General features: G+C 70.4%; 19 protein-coding genes. 15 read left to right on the top strand and 4 right to left on the bottom strand.

The window, feature by feature from the left end:
- Window positions 1-262: 262 nt before the first annotated feature.
- The 3 genes from ACFVQZ_RS26350 to ACFVQZ_RS26340 all read left to right on the top strand — a co-directional run bounded on the left by ACFVQZ_RS26350 (window position 263) and on the right by ACFVQZ_RS26340 (window position 3,816).
- Window positions 263-1,036: an aminotransferase class IV family protein gene (locus ACFVQZ_RS26350; protein ID WP_383626609.1), complete on the top strand. Its 774-nt coding sequence runs from the start codon at window positions 263-265 to the stop codon at window positions 1,034-1,036.
- A gap of 65 nt (window positions 1,037-1,101) precedes the next feature.
- Window positions 1,102-2,043, top strand: coding sequence for an SUMF1/EgtB/PvdO family nonheme iron enzyme (locus ACFVQZ_RS26345; RefSeq protein ID WP_383626606.1), 942 nt, complete (start codon window positions 1,102-1,104; stop codon window positions 2,041-2,043).
- Between the two features lie 72 nt (window positions 2,044-2,115).
- Entirely contained in the window at window positions 2,116-3,816 is a 1,701-nt protein-coding gene (locus tag ACFVQZ_RS26340) for a PE-PGRS family protein (protein WP_383626603.1), read from the top strand.
- Here ACFVQZ_RS26340 and ACFVQZ_RS26335 read toward each other — a convergent pair.
- Window positions 3,746-4,588 carry a PE-PGRS family protein gene (locus tag ACFVQZ_RS26335; protein WP_383626600.1) on the bottom strand — a complete coding sequence of 281 codons (843 nt, stop codon included), beginning with the start codon at window positions 4,586-4,588 and terminating at the stop codon, window positions 3,746-3,748. The genes ACFVQZ_RS26340 and ACFVQZ_RS26335 overlap by 71 nt on opposite strands.
- Window positions 4,589-4,836: 248 nt before the next feature.
- Between ACFVQZ_RS26335 and ACFVQZ_RS26330 the strand changes: the two genes are divergently transcribed.
- Together ACFVQZ_RS26330 and ACFVQZ_RS26325 are read left to right on the top strand one after the other, a co-directional pair.
- Window positions 4,837-5,493, top strand: a complete 657-nt coding sequence (locus tag ACFVQZ_RS26330) for a hypothetical protein (protein WP_383626597.1) — start codon at window positions 4,837-4,839, stop codon at window positions 5,491-5,493.
- A 137-nt stretch (window positions 5,494-5,630) separates the two neighbouring features.
- Window positions 5,631-6,068: a hypothetical protein gene (locus ACFVQZ_RS26325; protein WP_031128419.1), complete on the top strand. Its 438-nt coding sequence runs from the start codon at window positions 5,631-5,633 to the stop codon at window positions 6,066-6,068.
- A 218-nt stretch (window positions 6,069-6,286) separates the two neighbouring features.
- Here ACFVQZ_RS26325 and ACFVQZ_RS26320 read toward each other — a convergent pair whose 3' ends face one another.
- The gene (locus tag ACFVQZ_RS26320) at window positions 6,287-7,534 is read right to left on the bottom strand and encodes a hypothetical protein (RefSeq protein ID WP_383626594.1); all 1,248 of its coding nucleotides are present in this window, start codon (window positions 7,532-7,534) and stop codon (window positions 6,287-6,289) included.
- Between the two features lie 996 nt (window positions 7,535-8,530).
- Between ACFVQZ_RS26320 and ACFVQZ_RS26315 the strand changes: the two genes are divergently transcribed.
- From ACFVQZ_RS26315 to ACFVQZ_RS26305, 3 genes are all read left to right on the top strand, one after another.
- A complete protein-coding gene (locus ACFVQZ_RS26315; RefSeq protein ID WP_030496523.1) occupies window positions 8,531-8,947 on the top strand; it encodes a hypothetical protein in 417 nt (138 codons plus the stop codon).
- A 65-nt stretch (window positions 8,948-9,012) separates the two neighbouring features.
- Window positions 9,013-9,687 carry an ABC transporter ATP-binding protein gene (locus ACFVQZ_RS26310; RefSeq protein WP_383626591.1) on the top strand — a complete coding sequence of 225 codons (675 nt, stop codon included), beginning with the start codon at window positions 9,013-9,015 and terminating at the stop codon, window positions 9,685-9,687.
- Between the two features lie 68 nt (window positions 9,688-9,755).
- Window positions 9,756-11,942, top strand: a complete 2,187-nt coding sequence (locus tag ACFVQZ_RS26305; RefSeq protein ID WP_383626588.1) for an FtsX-like permease family protein — start codon at window positions 9,756-9,758, stop codon at window positions 11,940-11,942.
- 4 nt (window positions 11,943-11,946) lie between these two features.
- Here ACFVQZ_RS26305 and ACFVQZ_RS26300 read toward each other — a convergent pair whose 3' ends face one another.
- Window positions 11,947-12,420 carry a carboxymuconolactone decarboxylase family protein gene (locus tag ACFVQZ_RS26300; protein WP_383626585.1) on the bottom strand — a complete coding sequence of 158 codons (474 nt, stop codon included), beginning with the start codon at window positions 12,418-12,420 and terminating at the stop codon, window positions 11,947-11,949.
- Between the two features lie 106 nt (window positions 12,421-12,526).
- Between ACFVQZ_RS26300 and ACFVQZ_RS26295 the strand changes: the two genes are divergently transcribed.
- The 4 genes from ACFVQZ_RS26295 (at window position 12,527) to ACFVQZ_RS26280 (ending at window position 15,517) form a co-directional block, all read left to right on the top strand.
- Complete coding sequence (locus ACFVQZ_RS26295) at window positions 12,527-13,378, top strand: alpha/beta fold hydrolase (RefSeq protein WP_383626582.1); 852 nt, start codon at window positions 12,527-12,529, stop codon at window positions 13,376-13,378.
- Window positions 13,379-13,388: 10 nt separating this feature from the next.
- Entirely contained in the window at window positions 13,389-14,453 is a 1,065-nt protein-coding gene (locus tag ACFVQZ_RS26290; protein WP_030496528.1) for an aldo/keto reductase, read from the top strand.
- A 244-nt stretch (window positions 14,454-14,697) separates the two neighbouring features.
- Complete coding sequence (locus tag ACFVQZ_RS26285; protein ID WP_383626578.1) at window positions 14,698-15,111, top strand: YciI family protein; 414 nt, start codon at window positions 14,698-14,700, stop codon at window positions 15,109-15,111.
- Window positions 15,112-15,229: 118 nt separating this feature from the next.
- Window positions 15,230-15,517, top strand: a complete 288-nt coding sequence (locus ACFVQZ_RS26280) for a metal-sensitive transcriptional regulator (RefSeq protein WP_030496530.1) — start codon at window positions 15,230-15,232, stop codon at window positions 15,515-15,517.
- Window positions 15,518-15,650: 133 nt separating this feature from the next.
- Here ACFVQZ_RS26280 and wrbA read toward each other — a convergent pair whose 3' ends face one another.
- Complete coding sequence (gene wrbA / locus ACFVQZ_RS26275; protein WP_030496531.1) at window positions 15,651-16,259, bottom strand: NAD(P)H:quinone oxidoreductase; 609 nt, start codon at window positions 16,257-16,259, stop codon at window positions 15,651-15,653.
- Between the two features lie 162 nt (window positions 16,260-16,421).
- Here wrbA and ACFVQZ_RS26270 point away from each other — a divergent pair, with 162 nt between their 5' ends.
- The 3 genes from ACFVQZ_RS26270 to pip all read left to right on the top strand — a co-directional run bounded on the left by ACFVQZ_RS26270 (window position 16,422) and on the right by pip (window position 18,745).
- Window positions 16,422-17,072 carry a TetR/AcrR family transcriptional regulator gene (locus ACFVQZ_RS26270; RefSeq protein WP_030496532.1) on the top strand — a complete coding sequence of 217 codons (651 nt, stop codon included), beginning with the start codon at window positions 16,422-16,424 and terminating at the stop codon, window positions 17,070-17,072.
- 121 nt (window positions 17,073-17,193) lie between these two features.
- Complete coding sequence (locus ACFVQZ_RS26265) at window positions 17,194-17,766, top strand: RBBP9/YdeN family alpha/beta hydrolase (protein WP_383626573.1); 573 nt, start codon at window positions 17,194-17,196, stop codon at window positions 17,764-17,766.
- Window positions 17,767-17,776: 10 nt separating this feature from the next.
- Window positions 17,777-18,745, top strand: a complete 969-nt coding sequence (pip, locus tag ACFVQZ_RS26260) for a prolyl aminopeptidase (protein WP_383626570.1) — start codon at window positions 17,777-17,779, stop codon at window positions 18,743-18,745.
- The last annotated feature ends 71 nt before the right edge of the window (window positions 18,746-18,816 follow it).

The raw sequence follows: 18,816 nt of genomic DNA, 5'->3' as shown, positions 1-18,816 counted from the left end.
AGCAGATCGGACGTTGGTGGCCCCGGCCGTGATCGCCTTCTTCTGAAGATCGCGAAGGTGGCGTACCAGCCGGAGACGGAGCTGTCCTCCCCGGCGCCAGCGAGGAGGCGGCGGGGGCTCGTGTTCACACCACAAGGCTGCTGTCTGGGCCGCCCCGTCGGAACGTCCTCCCACCGCCCCAGGACCGAACTTTCACCGAACTTAGGCGCCCTACCAGGCCGTTCATGACTGAGAGGCGTGAACCAGGTGGCACGCTGGCCGCATGGCAGAACTCAACGGAGAACCGGTCGAGCCGGCCCAGCTTCAGAACCTGGCCCTGACCAACTACGGCCACTTCACGTCCATGCGAGTGGACGACGGGCGCGTACGCGGCCTGTCCCTGCACATGGAGCGACTTCAGCGCGACTGCCGAACGCTCTTCGGCACCGACCTCGACCCGCAGCGCGTACGCGAGCTGGCCAGGCGTGCCGCTCCCTCCACCGGATCCACCACGGTCCGCGTCACCGTCTTCGACCCCAGCCTCGACCTCGGCCACCCGGACAAGGCCGACGACCCGCACATCCTGGTGACCTCCCGGCCGGCGGGCGCCCTCCCTCTGCCGCCGCTCAAGGTGCAGTCCACGACCTACGTACGCGACGTACCGAGCGTCAAGAGCGTCGGCCTCTTCGCGACCCTGCACCACCGCCGTCAGGCACAGCTGAACGGATTCGACGACGCCCTCTTCGTCGACCAGGAGCACGTGATCTCGGAGGGAGGCACCTGGAACGTCGGCTTCTTCGACGGAAGCCGCGTGATCTGGCCGAACGCCGACTGCCTCGTCGGTGTGACCATGGACCTGCTGAAGGACGCCCATGACCACGAAACCCGCTCGGTCCGCCTGGACGACCTGACGAACATGCGGGCCGCTTTCGCGACCAACGCGGCGATCGGCGTCCGCGCCGTCAGCGCGATCGACGGAATCGAGCTGCCCGAATCCCACGCGATCATCGACACGCTCCGCAAGGAGTACATGGAGATCGAGGGCGACTTGTTGTAACGCTCCGAAGCCGGGCTCCCACTGGCTAGGCTGGACAGGACCGTCCAGCAACAAGGAGTCCTGGGGTGGCGACAGTTGAGCGATGGTCCGGACTGGAGGTCCGGGCCTTACGCGAGGCATCGCGGATGAGTACGGAGGAGTTCGCGGCACGCCTCGGTGTCAGCGATCGCATGGTGTCCAAGTGGGAATCGCGCAAGGACACGATCCGGCTCAGGCAGGTGAACCAAGCGGCTCTGGACACACTTCTCGCCGGCTCCGCCCCCGACGTCCACGAGCGGTTCGCGAGCCTCGCCCGCTCGCTGGGCACGGTGCTTCCCACGCAGGAAACCCCAAGCCCAGGGCCCCAGCCTCAGCAGCACCAGGTCCGCCATCCTCGCGACGGCAAGAAGATGGCCTTTGTCGAGGCCGGCACGTTCCTGTGCGGCGAGAAGAACGAGCCCGTTTGGCTCCCGTCCTTCTACATCGACGTCTTCCCGGTCACCAACAACGACTACGCGCGGTTCGTGGCCGCCACCGGCCACGAGCCGCCCCAGCACTGGCACCGCGGCAAGTGCCCGGAGGCCATCCTCGATCACCCGGTGGTCTTCGTGACCTGGCACGACGCCTCGGCGTACGCGGCGTGGGCGGGGAAGGAACTGCCGACCGCCCAGCAGTGGGAGAAGGCGGCCCGTGGCACGCGCGGCGATGCATACCCATGGGGCAACAACGCCACCCCAGCCAAGTGCAACTCCCGTGAGAGCGGCATCGGCTCCACGACCCCGGTAAGCCGCTACCACAGCGGAGTCTCCCCGTACGGCGTCTACGACCTCTGCGGCAACACCTGGGAATGGTGCTCGACCCGCTCCGAGCCTGGCCGCTACGAGCTCAAGGCCGGCGCCTGGACCAGCCCCTTCGCACGCGCCACCCCCGCCGTCTTCAACGACGCCTCCACGGAGATGCTCGACGACGACACCGGGTTCCGCTGCGCGATTCCCGCGACAGCGGTGGAGATGCTGCTCGACACCTGACTCAGACAGGCGAGGGTGGGAATGTCAGCGTTCCGCTTGTGAGCGCTCGGTGGGGCCGGTACGACGGTCACCATGTACCGATGGTCGCCGCTCAACGATCGACAGTTAGCCATGCTCACCCGGATCGAAGCGGGAACGGATCCCGTTACCTCCGGGAGCCCGGAACTCGCCGTCACCGCCCGTGCTCTCAAGAGTCGGGGTCTCATCACCATGCCCAAGCACGGTGGGAGGTGGCAGGCGGAGATCACCGATGACGGTCGCTTCTACCTGGAACACGGCCACCACCCGGACCGGCCCGAGCCATCCCCGCGCAAGCAACGACCGGCAGCCGCCAAGTCGAAGCCGGAGACCACGGCACCTCCCCGTCAGCGGGTGACGCCCCCGCCTGCTGAGGCAAAGCCGGCGCCAGCGCGCCCTGCGAAGCCGCCACGCCAGTCACCGGCGGAAGTCGGCGCGGCCTTGATCGCGGAGGTGCAGAAGGCCGGCCGATTCCTTCGAATCCCCGATCCCAATGCTGAAGAGCGGGCCCGCTATCGCCGGGCGTTCGACGCCGCGCGGCAGTGTGCCCCGGACGGCTTCCACCTGAAGTACAGCGGGCGGGCAAAGGGAGACTTCTTCCTCGGACTGCTGCGGGTAACGGGCGAGGACGACACCGAGTGGAACCGGATCCGCCTGGCGCGCGGCCGTGTGATCACCGACGTCGAGGACGTGATCGCTGCGGTCACCGCGGACCACAGCGCCTTCGAGATCTCGGACGAGGTACTCCCACGGGTGCTTACCCTCCTTCGGCTCCTCGCCGAGCAGGCTCTGGCGCGGCACGGCGATATCGCGGTGTCGAAGAAGCGCAGGCAGGTAAGGCCACTGCTCACAGTCCACGGCAGGACGTACGAGATCAGCTTCAAGGAACGGCAGAAGCAGGTCCGGTACGTGCCCACGCAGCCGGGCCGGCGGACGTACGAATGGCAGCGGGTCACCCCGGCCTACCGGCTCGAACCGTCCGGCGAGCTGGAGCTGCAGGTGGCCCAGCAATCGGGGTACAGCTACGGCTACGGCCACGGCTGGACGAAGGAATGGTCCGACACCGCCAAGAAGCCGTTGGAGGACCAGATCGACGCCGTCCTCCGAGCACTGAAGGCCCGCGCGGAGGAAGAGGAGCAGGCCCGGCTGGCGCGGGAGGCGGAACAACAGCGTCAGCGTGAGGAGCGGGAGCGGCAGGAGGAGGAACGCCGCCTGCGAGAGGCCCAGGAAGAAGAGGAGCACCGCCGGCGGAAGGCAGAGAAGAAGGAGCGCACGCGGCGAGAATGGGGAGCGGCGGTCAGCGTGGCGACGATCAAGGCAGTGGACGCCGTACGGGTCGACCGGTTCGGCACCGCCCTGGCGCAATGGCGGGCCGCAGGGGAAATGCGGGCCTTCTGCGCCGCGCTCGACGAGGCCGCCTCCACCTCGGACGACGCCCACGAAGCCGAGCGACTTCGCGAGTGGTCAGCGTGGGGGAAGACGGAGGCTGACCGGCTCGACCCGACCGTGGCTGGCAGGAGCCTGACCGGCCACAGCCTCCACGCGGAACCCACGGACGACCAGCTACGGCCCTTCCTCGACGGCTGGCACCCGCAGCGGCCGGAGAAGGAGAAGCCCCCGAAGCAGGAAGAGCCCAAGGCGGAGGCCGAACCGCCCAAGCAGGAGCCGGAGCGGTGGCGCGGCTTCATCGACGAACGTCTGGACCAAGGCTGGAGATATGGACCCCAAGGTCGCGCTCAATGGTGGAGGCGATGACGCCGTGCCCACGGTCACGTAGGGCCTTCACCGACTTCTCCACGAGCTTCCCGAGCCGGACAACCTCCTCGCGCAGGGCGACCAGCTCGTCGTAACGCTCGGCCTTGTCCTGACCACACCACTCCCGGACGGTCCGCAGGACGGCCGCTTCCGCGTCCAGCTTGCGGTCGTCCCGGCGGCTGTAGGAGTACCAGGAGGACTGCGTGCGCTCCTGATCGATGGCCTGCTGCCGGCGGTCCACCTCCGGAAGGATGTCCTCGGCGAGACGGCCGGCCACGAGGCGCGCGATGCGCTCGGTGACCGGCCACCCTGCCAGACACCTGCCGTGGCGGTTCTCGTAGACCATCGGGTCGCCTCTCAGCTCCGCCGGATCCATCCCGACAAGGGGAGCGCTGCCGTCGAGACCGCCCATCTCCAGGATCCCTGCGTCCGCGACACTGCGCCTCAGCCGCAGCTTGCTCTTCGGGCGGACGAACCCGAGGATCAACCGTGCGGCCTCGAAGTCGGCACTCCCCCGCACATGCCGCGACGCCTCGGCGAGAGCGAGCTCGCTCGCGTCGTCCGCACGAAACGCCTCGACCTCCTCCCAGCGCGCCACGAGGCAAGTCGTGTCGACCCACTCCTGCAGTCCGGCGTCGTCACCGTCGAGGAACCGCACGTGGAGCCAATCAGCCCGGCCACGACCGCCTACTCGTACGACCTCGACCCGACGAACCGGGCCGCCCAGCTCCTTCGGCCTCGCTCGGTAGGCCCAGTGCTCACCAATCTCCATGTGCCTATTCAGCCAGCTCGTTTCACACCCTCGCCCAGCCAATGCAAAAAACAGGCGCTGAATGGCAGCGCTTGCTGGGGTTCCCCAGCCAGGACAGCTCTCCGTGACAGTTGGCCGAATGGTGCTCACGGCAGCAGCCGTCCAAGCAGTCCAATAGCCCAGTCACGTGCTCGCACCGACCGCAGCGTCGCGAGACGCGCGCCAGCATCTCCCCCAGGCAGTCACCCTCTTCACCGAAGGATTCCGCTTTGACGCCCGCGACGCAGAGCTTCCCGATCGGCTCGATCGTTCTGTACCTGGGGAACCGCGCCAACGTCACCGGCTACACAGCCGACGGCGACGTCGAGATACGCATGCTCAACACGGGAAGCGAGCTCTCCGTCCCTCCAGGGAGGCTGTCACCCCTAACGTCCCCCGCCCCGCCGAGGCCCTCCCGGACCGGACTGATCTTCGGTGTCGGAGTAGCCGGTGTACTCGCCCTGGCGGTGACCTACGGGCTCTTCGACACCGACAGCAGCGAGCCCGCATCGGCAGCCCCACAGACATCACCGACGGTGGAAGCATCCGCTCCCTCTTCGGAGGCAGCGCCAACAGCGACGGCAGACCCTGGCGCCGGTGACGCCACTCCATCCGTGGCCCCCAGCTATGGAGCTGGGGTGCCCGCATGGGTCAGGCACCTCCAAGACGTGAAAGCGGCGTACATCCAGCCCGGCAACCCCGAAGAAGCGAACCGAGCTGACCGCCGCGACTCGATTCAGATCGAGTTCACCGGCGGCGATGCCGGCCAACACTGCACCGCCGCGAGAGCACTGGCCGGGACCGAATACGGCATCATCGTCACCACTCCGACTGGCATGGCGGTGGACTCAAACGACTGCCTCAGCGTGAGCCTCGATTCACCCTGAGGGCCACCTCCCGGCTCAATTCTGGTCTCACTTACATCAGTCCAGGCCCGTGCGGACCTGGATATGCCGGAACCGCTTCGGGAGGCCGTAAGGCCAACTTAAGGTGGGATCCGTTACCAAACGAGGGAGTCCCCAGCATGGACCCGATCACCGCAGCGGCCCTCGCCGCGCTGGCCGGCGGGCTCGGCGGCGAAGCCGGACGTCAGGCGTGGCAAGGACTTACCGCGCTGGTGCGGCGCCCGTTCGGGCGAGCCGCGGCACAGGGAACGCAAGAAGACGGGACACCGCAGGTCAGCTCCGGCGAACTGGAAGTCGCCGCGCTGGAGGGAGACCCTGTCGACCCAATGCGCGCACAGGCACTGGCCACTGCCCTCGGCGTACGAGCGGCCCTGGATGGAGAGTTCCGCGTACTGCTCGAGGAGTGGTGGCAGCGAGCACAGCCCAGCTCATCTAGTGGCGATGTCCACAACAGCATCAGCGGCGGCACCCAGAACGGTCCGGTGCTTCAAGGGCGGGACTTCTCAAGCCTCACCTTCAACATGACACGCACCACAGGCTCACCCAACAGGGACTGATCGGCAGGGGTTCGGCAAACTCGCAGCGTCCCGGTCGCAGGCCAGACGACCGGGAGATTTGGCGGTGCACATTGGTTAGAGTGCCATGTACGTGGCACTACTTGTCCGTTTCTTGAAGCCGATGTCGTAATCGCGTCAGCTTCACTCGGCCCTGAATCTAAACTCCGACACACGCCCCCGCTACAGCAGAGTGCTCCTGATCGATCACTCCGAGGGAATCATTCAGACTGCGAATTTAGCCAAGCCTGGATCAGCATCGATGCATCCCTTTCCTCGGCTGCAGACTGTTCCAGATCCTCTTCCCATGCCACGGTGCGAAACAGCCCCCTCTCCCGCCATTCATTCAACGGTTCTTCGAGGTCCTCGCCATTAGCCTCATCCTGAAGCCGCCTTGCCGCGCTATAAACCAACCGCAATTCCGCACCGGCAACATGATAATCGTCATACGGCGGCAACAGCTGATCATGCAGGGGAAGGTTTCTATCCACCTCAACACAACCGAGATAGCTGGAAACCGTTTCACGCATCGCCGCGTCTAGGTCCGCCGCCTGCTCCTCGCTGAGCCCAGAAACGGTAGAGACAGCGATGTTGATGGACTTGATCAGAGTGGTAAGCCCAGGAACCGTGAGGGTCTTCCAGAGTGCGGGTTCCCGGGCTAGGAAATGAGCAGCGAGGTCAGCAACCGCAACCCCGTTGTCGTTGAAGAGCAGACTCGCGACGGCCACACCCAGATCACGCCGATACTCGGGGACAACCCGCGAGACCTGCGTCAACACGTCTCGGTCGATCTGCCCAGGCAGTACCTCATCCTCATCAAACAGTAGAGCGATACTCTTGCGGCTCACAGTTTCCCTTTCTCGGGATTGACCCAAATGGAGCTGCGAGAGCTCCGACTTTGACAGTTCGTTACGGAAGTCCATCCACGTCAACCCGGGCGGCTCCGGAACAAGAGACTGCTTTGCGTACTCCAACTGAGCCTGTGCCAGAGTTTCTGGCTGCCCGAACGCAAGCGCGGAGATTCGAATCCTCCCTCCTTCCGATACCGATGCCACAGTGCCGATACCTGAGAAGACCAGCGGCTCCTGAGCAGCTTCATGGAGCGTCGTAGTCGCCGTCGCCGTCGTTAGCCAACGTGGGTCAAAGGTGACGACCACCCTCCTCGCCCCAATAGAGAAGGCAAGGTAAGGATCCTTGGTCAGCACTCCAGTCGGTTCTTTGAGCGGAGGCTCGGGCGGGTTGTTGCAGCGCATAGCGCCTTCAAAAGAGACCAGAAGGCCACGATGCACCTTCGCTGCCGTGCCTTCGCTGAGCGTCACCGCCTCCGCGTCCCACGTCTCGAACAACGGGCGAACGATCCGGACGAACTCTCCAGGCGCCATCCCCTGCCCGGCAAATGGCCTCGTGCCGTCGAGTCCGGCTCTTCTTGCTGCGGTCGCCACCGCGTTGGTCTGCGCGAGCATCGCCATCCTTGGCAGGTTGACCAAGTCGACACTGGCGAACCGGGCCCTCCAGATCTGCGATGCTCTGCGCAACTCCTCAGCGAGGGCCTCGTCAGTAACCTCGGTTACTGACGGTGGTCCTGTCATCGTGATGTTCACGTCGCCGTGAATGTCCCTTGCCTGGACAGCAGGCCCATCTACCTGCCCGGAGAGCTCATTGCTGACATGAGACGGTTTCCGGAGAGCACCCTCTCCGCCCCCGACCTGCTCCACTACTGCCTCCCGACCTCTCTCACCCCGTGTGATCGGCTACCTGGCAGACAGTCAACACCATCTTCCGTATCTGCAAAGGGTGTTCAAGGCGACCTATGGCTGCCGGCCTGAAGGCAAGGCCGAACCGCTCACCGCGGCTGCGGAGCAGCAGGATGTTTCCAGCTCAGCGCCCTAGATAGAGTCGGTTAACAGGAACAGCTCGCCGAGTTCACGCCGGCAGGGACAGGCAGCAGTCCCGGTCTCAGTTCTGGTCTCAGTTCTGGTCTCATTCGCCCCCGTCCGGGCCCGTCCGCACGAGGTCACCCCGAACGCTCCGCCGCAGGTCAGGACGCCCACGGCCCCCGCCGGACCCCCATACGAACATTTGGAAAGCGTGTTGGGGGCAACCCCTCACGAGTTCGAATCTCGTATCCTCCGCCAGTGCCTCACCGGGCACGTTGTCGAAGGGCCCCACCGTTCGCGGTGGGGCCCTGCGACGTTTCCCGGCGCCGGGCGTCCACTCCGTGAAGGGCCCGGGGTGTCGATGATCGGATATTTAGTCCCCATGTGGACGCCTTCCTGTTCGAGGACCCCTTCCGACCTGGGCTTTCGAGGCGGTCCAGGGCGCCGGACAAGATTCTCCTTCGACGTTCCGGTCGCCGGATCGAGCGGTTATCGGACCGATGCGACGTTCCTGCGGCATGTGCCCCGTAGCGGAGGCGCTACGTTCTGTGACGACCAGTCGGCTCACCAAGCACACAGGGGTAACCCATGGGGAAGTTGAGGAAGTCGCTCACCGCAGCGGCCGTCGCGGGGCTGTTCTTCGGCGGGGCGGGGGTGGCGGTGGCGGACTCCTGGAAGGGGCTCCAGATGACCTCGCGCGGGGTCGCCTTCGCGGGGAACTACAAGTGGGAGGCCAAGTTCGTGCACAAGGGCGGCTTCCACGTCAGGGGCGACCTGAAGGACACCGACAAGGGCGACGGCCACAACGTGTACCTCCGGGCGAGGGTGGAGGCGTACGACTGGACGCGGGTCAAGGGCGTCCAGAAGAAGACGGTCCACGTCGACCAGGTGTTCTTCGACGGCGCGGCGCTCGAGACCCGGCACGCGCGGATCCAGGCCTGCCGCGACCGCGGCTCGCTGCGCCCGGACAACTGCTCGCACCTCCGAGAGTTCCGCCGGCGCTGACCGTCCCGTACGCCCCTGGGGAGCCGCGACCGCGGCTCCCCCTTTCTGTGGGAAGGAGCCCCCTGATGGATGCCGTCCTCCGTGCCGAGGGCCTGGAGTTCTTCTACGGCGAGCAGCGCGCGCTCAGCGGTGTCGACTTCACTCTCGCCCGCGGCGAAGTGGCCGCGATCACCGGCAGCAGCGGTTCGGGGAAGTCGTCCCTGCTCTACTGCCTCGCCGGCGTCCTGCCGCCTTCGAAGGGCTCGGTGACCTTCGAAGGCATCCCCCTCGCCTCCCTTCCGGACGCGGAGCTGAGTGCCCTGCGCCGGGAGCGGATCGGGTTCGTCTTCCAGTACGGGGAACTGCTCGGCGAACTGACCGCCGAGGAGAACGCCGCTCTCCCGCTGCGCCTGGCCGGCGTGCCGAAAGACCGGGCGCACGCCGCCGGAGCACGTGTTCTGCAACGACTGGGCATGGGCGACTTCCTGCGCCGCAGGGCCTCCGGACTCTCGGGCGGGCAGGCCCAGCGGGTGGCCGTGGCGCGGGCGCTCGTCCACCAGCCGGACGTGGTCTTCGCCGACGAGCCGACGGGGGCGCTCGACACCGCCAACGCCTCCGCCGTGCTGGAGGAGTTCCTGGCCCTCGCGCGGAGCCAGCAGACGGCGGTCGTCATCGTGACGCACGACTCCGACGTCGCCGGCCGCGCCGACTCCCAGTACACGATGACGGACGGCGTCCTCACGCAGCGGGTGACCGTGTGAACCCGTTCCTGCTCGGATTGCGCCTCGTGTGGCGCGGCGGGCGCCGGGGACGGGCCCGTTTCCTCCTGATGACCTGCGGTTCCGCGGTGGGCGTCGCCTGCCTCGCCGCCGTCCTGACCATCCCCACGATCATCGGCGCGCACGACGCCCGCACCCAGGCGCGGGAGCTGTACCCGGCCAAGCACGGCGACGTGCTGTACCAGGAGTTCTCGGACCCGTACGGCTCGCGTCCGCTGCGGCGGACCTTCTTCGCCCGCACCGGAGCGGGCCCGGCGGAGCTCCCTCCCGGGATCAAGGAGTTCCCGCGGCCCGGTGAGGCCGTCGTCTCACCGAGGCTGCGGGACCTCCTGGCCGCGAACCCGGGCGTCGCCGGACTCGTGCCGGGCAAGGTCACGGACGTCATCGCGCCGGAGGGCCTGGGTGGCCCCGACGAGCTCTACGCCTACATCGGCACCACGGCCGACCGGCTGACCGACCCCCGCCCGCTCGGCCGGGTCGGCGCCCCGGCCGTCCTCGACGAACTGATCGACCCGGAAACGCTGGACATCCTGCGGTTCACCCTCGGCTGCATCGTGCTGCTGCCTCTCGTGATCTTCCTGTCCGTCTGCGCCAGGCTGTCCGGCGAGTCGCGGGCGCGACGCCTGGCGGCACTGCGGTTGGTAGGTCTCAGCGCGAAAGACACGGTGCGGGTCAACGCCGGGGAGAGCGTCGCGGCGGCGTTCCTCGGCGCGCTGCTCGGGCTCGCGGGATACCTCGGGGCCAACGAGGTCATGGCGGCCGTCGGGCTGCCCGGGCTGCGGTGGTACCCGGCGGACGGGCGGCCGGAGTGGACGACCGTGGCCGTGTGCCTGCTCGGCTGTCCGGCGCTCGCCTGGGTCGTGGGCCTGTACAGCGGGCGGCGGGCGGCGCTCTCGCCGATCGCCGTGCGCCGGACGGCCGAACGCAGGCCGCCGCGGACATGGGGGACGCTGCTGCTGGTTCCGGGGCTGGGGGTGATCAGCGGCTACTGCGCGATGAGCCTGCTGGGCCGCGATCCCTCCGGAGGATCCGCGAGTTCCGTCCTCATCCCCGCCGCGGTCCTGCTGACCGGGGCCGGACTCGTCCTCGGTCTGGCACCGATCACCGCATGGCTCGCCCGCCGGCTGGCCGAGGTGTCCACCTCGCTGCCGGTCGCGCTGGGCATGCGGCGCGCGGAGGTGGATCCGGGATCGTCGCTGAGGGTCGTCACCGGACTGGTGCTGCTGGTCTTCGGGGCGTCGCTCACGCAGGGGGTGCTCGTCGAACTCGACCAGGTCAGCCGGCGCACCGCACCGCTCCAGGAGTACGCCGTCGGTCTGGCCTCCGTGAGTCCGGCCCAGCGGAAGGAGCTGGCCGCCGTGCCGGGCGTGCGGACGTCCTTCGTCACGTACAGCTCGGTCCAGTCCCCCGACCCCGCCTTCGAGCCCTCCCTCACCGTCGTCGCCGCGACCTGCGAGCAGCTGGCCGCGACGGCGGAGTCGGTGCGGGGGTGCCGTCCCGACCGCGTCATGCGACTGCGCGACACCAACGCCTCCTTCGAGAGCGACCCCCAGCCGGGCGAACGGTTCGCGTTCGCCGTCGGGGACGGCGGCAGGAACACCGTCCTGACCGTGCCCGAGGACCGGGTCGACGTCCGCGCGTACCAGCCCTCCGTGATCATGTCCGGTGCTCTGCTCGTTCCGCCGCACCGGCTGCCCCGGGGGCTGACCGCCTCGGCCGGCACGCTGACGCTGGTGTCCGCCGCCGACGAGGACACCGTGCGGCGGGTGCTCGACGGGATCGGGGCCGTGGTGCCCACCGCCGAGGTGGACGCGGTCGGCATCAATGCCGAGGCGCTGGCGCAGCTCGAGGTCGTGCGGAGTCTGCTGGTCGTCGGGTTGGTGCTCGGGCTGGTGGTGGGGGTCGCGGCGTTCGTGGTGTCGGTGGTGGACCGGGGGCTGGAGCGGCGCGGGCAGGTGGCTGCGCTGGGGTTGTTGGGGGCTCGGGGCGGGACCTTGCGGGGGGTGCAGGTGGTGCAGGTGGTGGTGCCGTTGGCGGTGGGGCTGGGTGGGGCCGTGGTCGCGGGGTGGCTGGCCGAGTCCAGTTACCTGATCACCGGGGGCGGGGCCGTGCACTGGGACTGGGCCGGGTTGCCGCTGCTGCTCGGGAGTGCGGTCGGGGTGCTCGTGGTGGCCGGGGTGGCCTCCGTACCGGTGGTGCGGAGGCACGTGGATCCCGAGCACATCCGGAGGGACTGACCGGTCAGGCGAACTGGCCCGGGACGTAGGAGCCGGCCGGCTGCTGGGTCATGACGTTCATGCGGTTGAAGGCGTTGATGATCGCGATGAGGGAGACCAGCGCGGCGAGCTGCTCCTCGTCGTAGTGCTTCGCCGCGTTCTCCCACGCCTCGTCGGTCACGCCGGTGTGGTGGTCCGCGAGGCGGGTGCCCTGCTCGGTGAGTTCGAGGGCCGCGCGCTCGGCGTCCGTGAAGACCGTGGCCTCGCGCCAGGCGGCGACGAGGTGGAGGCGGAGGGCGGTCTCGCCGGCCGCCGCGGCGTCCTTGGTGTGCATGTCGAGGCAGAAGCCGCAGCCGTTGACCTGGCTCGCGCGGATCTTCACCAGTTCCTGGGTGCTGTGCGGCAGCACGGTGTCCGGGATCGCGAAGCCGGCCGAGGCGAGGTGCTTGACGACCTTGCCGGCGACGGGGCTGGTGAAGAGGTTGAGGCGGGGGTTCATGTGGGGCTCCTTGGTGGGTTCGGTGGTCGTTGGTTCGGTGGTTCGTTGTCGGCTTTCATGGGACTGACGGATCGGGTCGCCGGGGCGTGACAGGGATGGGCGGGGGATGAGTGTGAGCTGGGTCACTCGGGTCGTGGTGCGGGACGGTACGGCGCTGTCCGTGCGCGACTGGGGCGGTGACGGGGCCGGCGTCCTGCTGCTGCACGGGCTCGCCGGGCACTGCGGGGAGTGGGACGGGCTCGCCCGGCCGTTGCGCGCCGACGGGTACCGGGTGCTGGCGCTCGACCAGCGGGGGCACGGGGCGAGCGAGCGGAAGCCCCGGGACGTCTCCCGGGCCGCGTACGTCGAGGACGTGCTCGCGGTCGTCGACCAGGAGCCCGGGCGGCCGTTCGTGGTCGTCGGGCAGTCGTACGGCGGCGTCGCCGCGCTGCTCGCCGCCGCGCGGCGGCATCCGCGGATCGCCGGGGCCGTGCTCGTGGAGGCCGGGCCCGACCGGGCCGCGCCCGAGGACGTGGCGGGGGTCGTGGGGTGGCTGCGCGGGTGGCCGGTGCCGTTCGCGAGCCGGGCGGCGGCCGTCGCGCACTTCGGGGGCGGGGCGGTCGGCGAGGGGTGGGCCGCCGGGCTGGAGGAACGGGACGGCGGGTGGTGGCCGCGGTTCGACGCGGACACGCTGGCGGACTCCCTCGCCGAGAACGCCTCCCGTGCCTGGTGGGAGGAGTGGGAGGCGATCGGCGTACCGCTCCTCGCCGTCCTCGGGCAGCACGGGATCATCGGCGCCGCGCACTGGGACGGCATGGTCCGGCGGCAGCCGGGACTGCGCGGGGTCTCCTTCCCCGGCGCCGGGCACGACCTGCACCTGGAGCGGCCGGAGGAGCTGTACGGGGTCCTGGCGCCGTTCCTGCGGGAGGTCGCGGGCGCGGGCGGCGGGGCTTGCCCTGGAGTGCGCTCCAGGTCCTAGGGTGCCGCCCATGCGCTATCGGATACTCGGCGGGACCGGGATCGAAGTCAGCACCTACTGCCTCGGCACCATGATGTTCGGGTCGGTCGGCAACCCCGACCACCGGGACGCCGTACGGATCATCCACTCCGCCCTCGACCGGGGGATCAACTTCGTCGACACCGCCGACATGTACTCGGCGGGCGAGTCCGAGGAGATCGTCGGGAAGGCGCTGCGCGATCCGCGCCGCCGGGACGAGACCGTGCTCGCGACCAAGGTGTACTTCCCCGTCGGCGGCGACGGGCCCGCGCGCGGCGGGCTGTCCCGGCGGTGGATCGTCCGGGCCGTGGAGGCCAGTCTGGCGCGGCTCGGGACGGACCGGATCGACCTGTACCAGGTGCACCGGCCGGACCACAGGACCGACATCGAGGAGACCCTGGACGCGCTCGGCGACCTCGTCTCCCAGGGGAAGATCCGGGCCTTCGGCTGCTCGGCCTTCCCCGCCGACCGGATCGTCGAGGCGCACGCGGTCGCCGAACGGCGCGGGCTGCGCCGCTTCCGCACCGAGCAGCCGCCGTACTCGCTGCTCGCGCGCGGCGTCGAGACGGCGGTGCTGCCGGTGGCGCAGCGGTACGGGATGGGCGTGCTGACCTGGGCGCCGCTCGCCTCCGGGTACCTGTCGGGGGCGTACCGGAAGGGGCGCGGGGTCGACCTCACGCGCGGGCGGGCGGCGATCACCCCGCACCGCTTCGACCCGGCGCTGCCGGAGAACGCGGCGAAGCTCGACGCCGTCGAGCGGCTGGCCCTGCTGGCCGAGGAGGTCGGCTGCTCGCTGCCGCAGCTCGCGGTCGCCTTCGCCGCCGCGCACCCGGCCGTGACCTCGGTGATCCTCGGTCCGCGGACGGGCGAGCAGCTGGACGGGCTGCTGGAGGGCGCCTCGCTCGTGCTCGACGACGAGGTGCTGGACCGGATCGACGCGATCGTGCCGCCGGGGACGGACCTGTACCGGGCGGACGGGGTGTGGCGTCCGCCGGCCCTCGCCGAAGCCGCCCTGCGGCGGCGGCCGCTGGGCGAGCGGGCGGCGGCCGGCGGCTGAGGGGTGGCGAGGAGGCGGGCAGTCTCGTAGGGCGGGCAGTCTCGTAGGACGGGTGGCAGGCTCGTCGGGCGGGTGGGCTCGTCGAGCGGGCGGCGGCTCGTCGCGCGGGTGGGTGATTCCGGGGGGATTTCGGATTTCCCTCCGCGCGGTGTCGAGATCCGGGCTCCGGCTCCGACTCTCCTTCGAAAGGGCCCCGGAGCGGGGCTTCGGAAAGAGCGGAAGAGCGAGAAGAGCGGAGGACGCCATGAAGTACCTGGTGATGGTGCAGGGGTCGCACGCCGACTACGAGGCGATGACCGGGCGCGGCTCGGAGCACAGCCCGGCCTGGGACAAGGAGTCGCTGGCCGCGATGTTCGACCACATGACGACGCTCAACAAGGAGCTCATGGCGAGCGGCGAGCTGATCGACGCGCAGGGCCTGACCGACCCGGCGGAGACCTGGATGGTCTCGGTGGACGCCGACGGGAACCCGGTAGTCACGGACGGGCCGTACGCGGAGACCAAGGAGGTCCTGGCCGGTTACTGGGTGCTGGAGTGCGACAGCCTGGAGCGGGTGACGGAGATCGCCGCGCGGGCCGCCCGCTGCCCGCAGCCGGCGGGCGCTCCGGAGTACCCGGTGGTGATCCGGCGGATCGGCGAGGCGCCGACGCAGGACTGAGCGGGCGGGCTCCCGCGTCCCGCGGGAACACTCCCGGCGGGTGTCATCCTTGGTGGTCGTAGGCCCCCCGCATCCGGGGCGGTGAAGGACCCCCCGGGGTATCTGCTGAGGAGTGGTTGTGGAACTCGATCTCGCGGGCGCGGAGCTCAAGGCCGTGCTGAACCGGCTGCGCCGGGCGCAGGGCCAGATCTCCGGCGTGATCCGGATGATCGAGGAGGGGCGCGACTGCGAGGAGGTCGTCACCCAGCTCGCCGCCGCCTCGCGGGCGCTGGACCGGGCCGGGTTCGCGATCATCGCGACGGGGCTCCAGCAGTGCCTGACGGAGATGGAGGACGGGAAGCGGGACGGCGAGGACCCGGAGAAGATGCGGGCCCGGCTGGAGAAGCTGTTCTTGTCGCTGGCCTGAGCCCCCTCCGTACGCGTAACGAGAGAGCACCCCCGGTGGAAGGGTTTCCGCCGGGGGTGTTCCGCTGCGTGCGCGGGTCGTCGGGGTCGCCGGGGGCGTCCCGGGACGTCGGGGTCGTCCCGGGTCGTCGGCGTCAGTCGACCGGGAGGCCCTTCAGGCGCTTGGCGATCGTCGTCAGGCGGGCGCCCTGGTAGCGGGCGGCGGCCAGGACGTTCTCGGCGGGGGCGCCGTTGGCGGCGGGGTGGGCGGTGCCGTAGGGGTTGCCGCCGGCCGCGTAGACGGCCGGGTCGGTGAAGCCGGGGGAGACGATGACCGAGCCCCAGTGGTGGAAGGTGTTGTAGAGGGCGAGCAGCGTGGACTCGTTGCCGCCGTGCAGGTTGTGGGCGCTGGTGAAGGCGGTGGCGGGCTTGTCCGCCATGACGCCGCGCTGCCACAGGCCGCCGGTGGTGTCGACGAACTGCTTGAGCTGGGCCGCGACGTTGCCGAAGCGGGTCGGCGAGCCGAGGGCGTAGGCGTCCGCCCACTCCAGGTCGTCCAGGGCGGCGACCTCGACGCCGGCGGTGGCGTCGACGTGGGCGCGCCAGGCCGGGTTGGCGTCGATCGCGGCGTCCGGGGCGAGCTCGGGGACACGGCGGAGGCGGACCTCGGCGCCGGCCTTCTCGGCGCCTTCGGCGACGGCCTGGGCGAGCTGGTGCACGGCACCGGTGGACGAGTAGTAGACGACGGCGACCTTCACGGACATGGCGGGCTCCTCGTTGCGCGGACGGACGACGCTCAAGTGGATGGTTATCCGTTTAACTGCTCCGAGACTAAACGGATAACGATCCGGATCGCAAGCGGTACGGGTATGCTCGAAGCACAGGACACCGACGAGCGGGGGCGCGACGAAGGGCAGGGCAGGGCGATGAGCAGCACGAGGACACCGGGAAGCGGCGACGGGTCCGCACCGCTGCTCCCCCTGCTCCCGACCGCCCCCGGCACCGGCCCCGCGCCCGCCCCCGAGCGCGCCGACGCCGCCCGCAACCGGCGCCGGATCCTCGACGCCGCCGGCCGGATCGTCGCCGAGAAGGGCCCCGACGCGGTCACCATGAACCAGGTCGCCCACGCCAGCGGCATCGGCGTCGGCACCGTCTACCGGCGCTTCGGGGACGTCTCGCAGCTGCTCTGGGCGCTGCTGGACGAGCGCGAGCGGCGGTTCCAGGAGGCGTACATGAGCGGGCCGCCGCCGCTCGGGCCCGGCGCGCCCGCCGAGGAACGGCTCGACGCCTTCCTCGACGCGCTGGTGGACCGGGTCGCCGAGCAGCGCGCCCTCCTGCTCGCCGCGCACTCCGCCGCGCCGCGCGCCCGCTACCACAGCGGCGCCTACCAGCTCATGCACACGCACACGGCGATGCTGGTGTCCCGGCTGCGGCCCGGCGCCGACGCCGCGCTCCTCGCCCATCTCGTCCTCGCGCCGTTCTCGCCGGACCTGATGCACCACCTGGCGGTGGAGCAGGAGCTGTCGGCGGACCGGATCAAGGCGGGCGTACGGGAACTGCTGGCGCTGCGCGCCTGAGGCACCCGCCCCCACCGGGCGCTCCGCGCCGACGCACCCGCCCCCGCCGGCGGGCCCGGCCGCCGTCCGCCCCTCGGAACGCCCTGGACCGCGCGCCCGGCCGCACCGCACGATGCGGCCCATGACCGTACCCAAGACCTTCCTCGTCCTGCACGGCTTCCAGAACCACCGGCCCGCCGGCCACTGGCAGCACTGGCTCGCCGGCGAGCTGCGCGCCCGCGGCCACGAGGTCCGCTACCCGCAGCTGCCGGAGCCGGACGCGCCCGTCCTCGACGACTGGCTGGCGGCCCTGGAGGAGCACGGGAAGCGCCCGGCCGAGGGCGAGTTCGTCGTCGTCGCGCACAGCCTCGCCGTGCTGCTGTGGCTGCGGGCGGGCGCGCGCCGCCCCGACGCCGACCGGGTGCTGCTCGTCGCCCCGCCGTCCCCCGGCGTCACCGCCGGCATCCCGGAGATCGCCGCCTTCGCGGACGGGCTCGACCTCACCGAGCGGGGCGTCCGGGCCCGGCTCGTGTACGGCGACGGGGACGCGTACTGCCCCGAGGGCGCCGGCCCCGTCTACGGCACCCCGCTCGGCCTCGACACGGACCTCGTGCCGGGCGGCGCCCACCTCAACCCGGACAGCGGGCTCGGGCCGTGGCCGGCCGTGCTGCGCTGGTGCGAGAACCCGGAGACGCGGATCACCGGCACCGCGTAACGTCGGCCGGATGCGATCCGAGAACCCGGCCCCCGTCCCGTACTCCTCCGGTCTGCTCGACGTCGGCGACGGCAACCTCGTCCACTACGAGGAGCACGGGAACCCGGCGGGCAAGCCCGCGCTGGTCGTGCACGGCGGGCCGGGCTCCGGGTCCTCCCCCACCGCGCCCCGCCTCTTCGACCAGGAGAGGTACCGGGTCGTGCAGTTCGACCAGCGCGGCTGCGGCCGCTCCCTCCCGCACGCGAGCGACCCCGCGACCGACCTGTCCGTGAACACCACCGCCCATCTCGTCGCCGACATGGAACGGCTCCGCGTCCACCTGGGGATCGACCGCTGGCTGCTGTACGGCGGCTCCTGGGGCTCGACGCTGATCCTGGCGTACGCGCAGGCGCACCCGGAGCGGGTGAGCGGGATCGTCCTGGCCGCCGTCACCACCACCCGCCGCTCCGAGACGGCCTGGCTGTACGAGGGCGTCGGCCGCTTCTTCCCCGAGGCCCACGAACGCTTCCGGGCCGGGGCCGGGCTCGCGGAGGGGCAGGCGGGGGTGGACGCGGCGGCCCTGGTGGGGGCGTACGCGGCGCTGATGAACCATCCGGACGCGGCCGTCCGGGAGCGGGCGGCGGCCGACTGGTGCGCCTGGGAGGACGCCGTCCTGTCCGGGGAGGGCATGGGGACGCCGTACACCGACCGGGTCGACGACGCCCGGCTCGGCTTCGTCCGGATCTGCACCCACTACTTCGCCCACGGCGCCTTCCTGGAGGAGGGCGCGCTGATCCGGGACGCGCACCGGCTCGCCGGCGTCCCGGGCGTGCTGGTGCACGGCCGGCTCGACATGGGCGGGCCGCTCACCACCGCCTGGGAGCTCGCCCGGGCCTGGCCGGACGCCGAGCTGCACGTGGTGGAGAAGGCCGGGCACCTCGGCGGCGCCGGGACCCGGCGGCTGGTCACCGCCGCGCTGGAGCGCTTCGCGGACGCGTGAGCCGTACCGCCCCGGCCGCCGGGGCCCCCGGAACGGCCCGTCCCGCCGGGCGGCGGCGGTCGCCCGGCGGG

It is taken from the genome of Streptomyces sp. NPDC057854 (assembly GCF_042797055.1).
Taxonomy (GTDB): domain Bacteria; phylum Actinomycetota; class Actinomycetes; order Streptomycetales; family Streptomycetaceae; genus Streptomyces.
The sequence above is the reverse complement of the archived record's forward strand: the minus strand, read 5'-3'. Positions and strand labels throughout refer to the sequence as shown.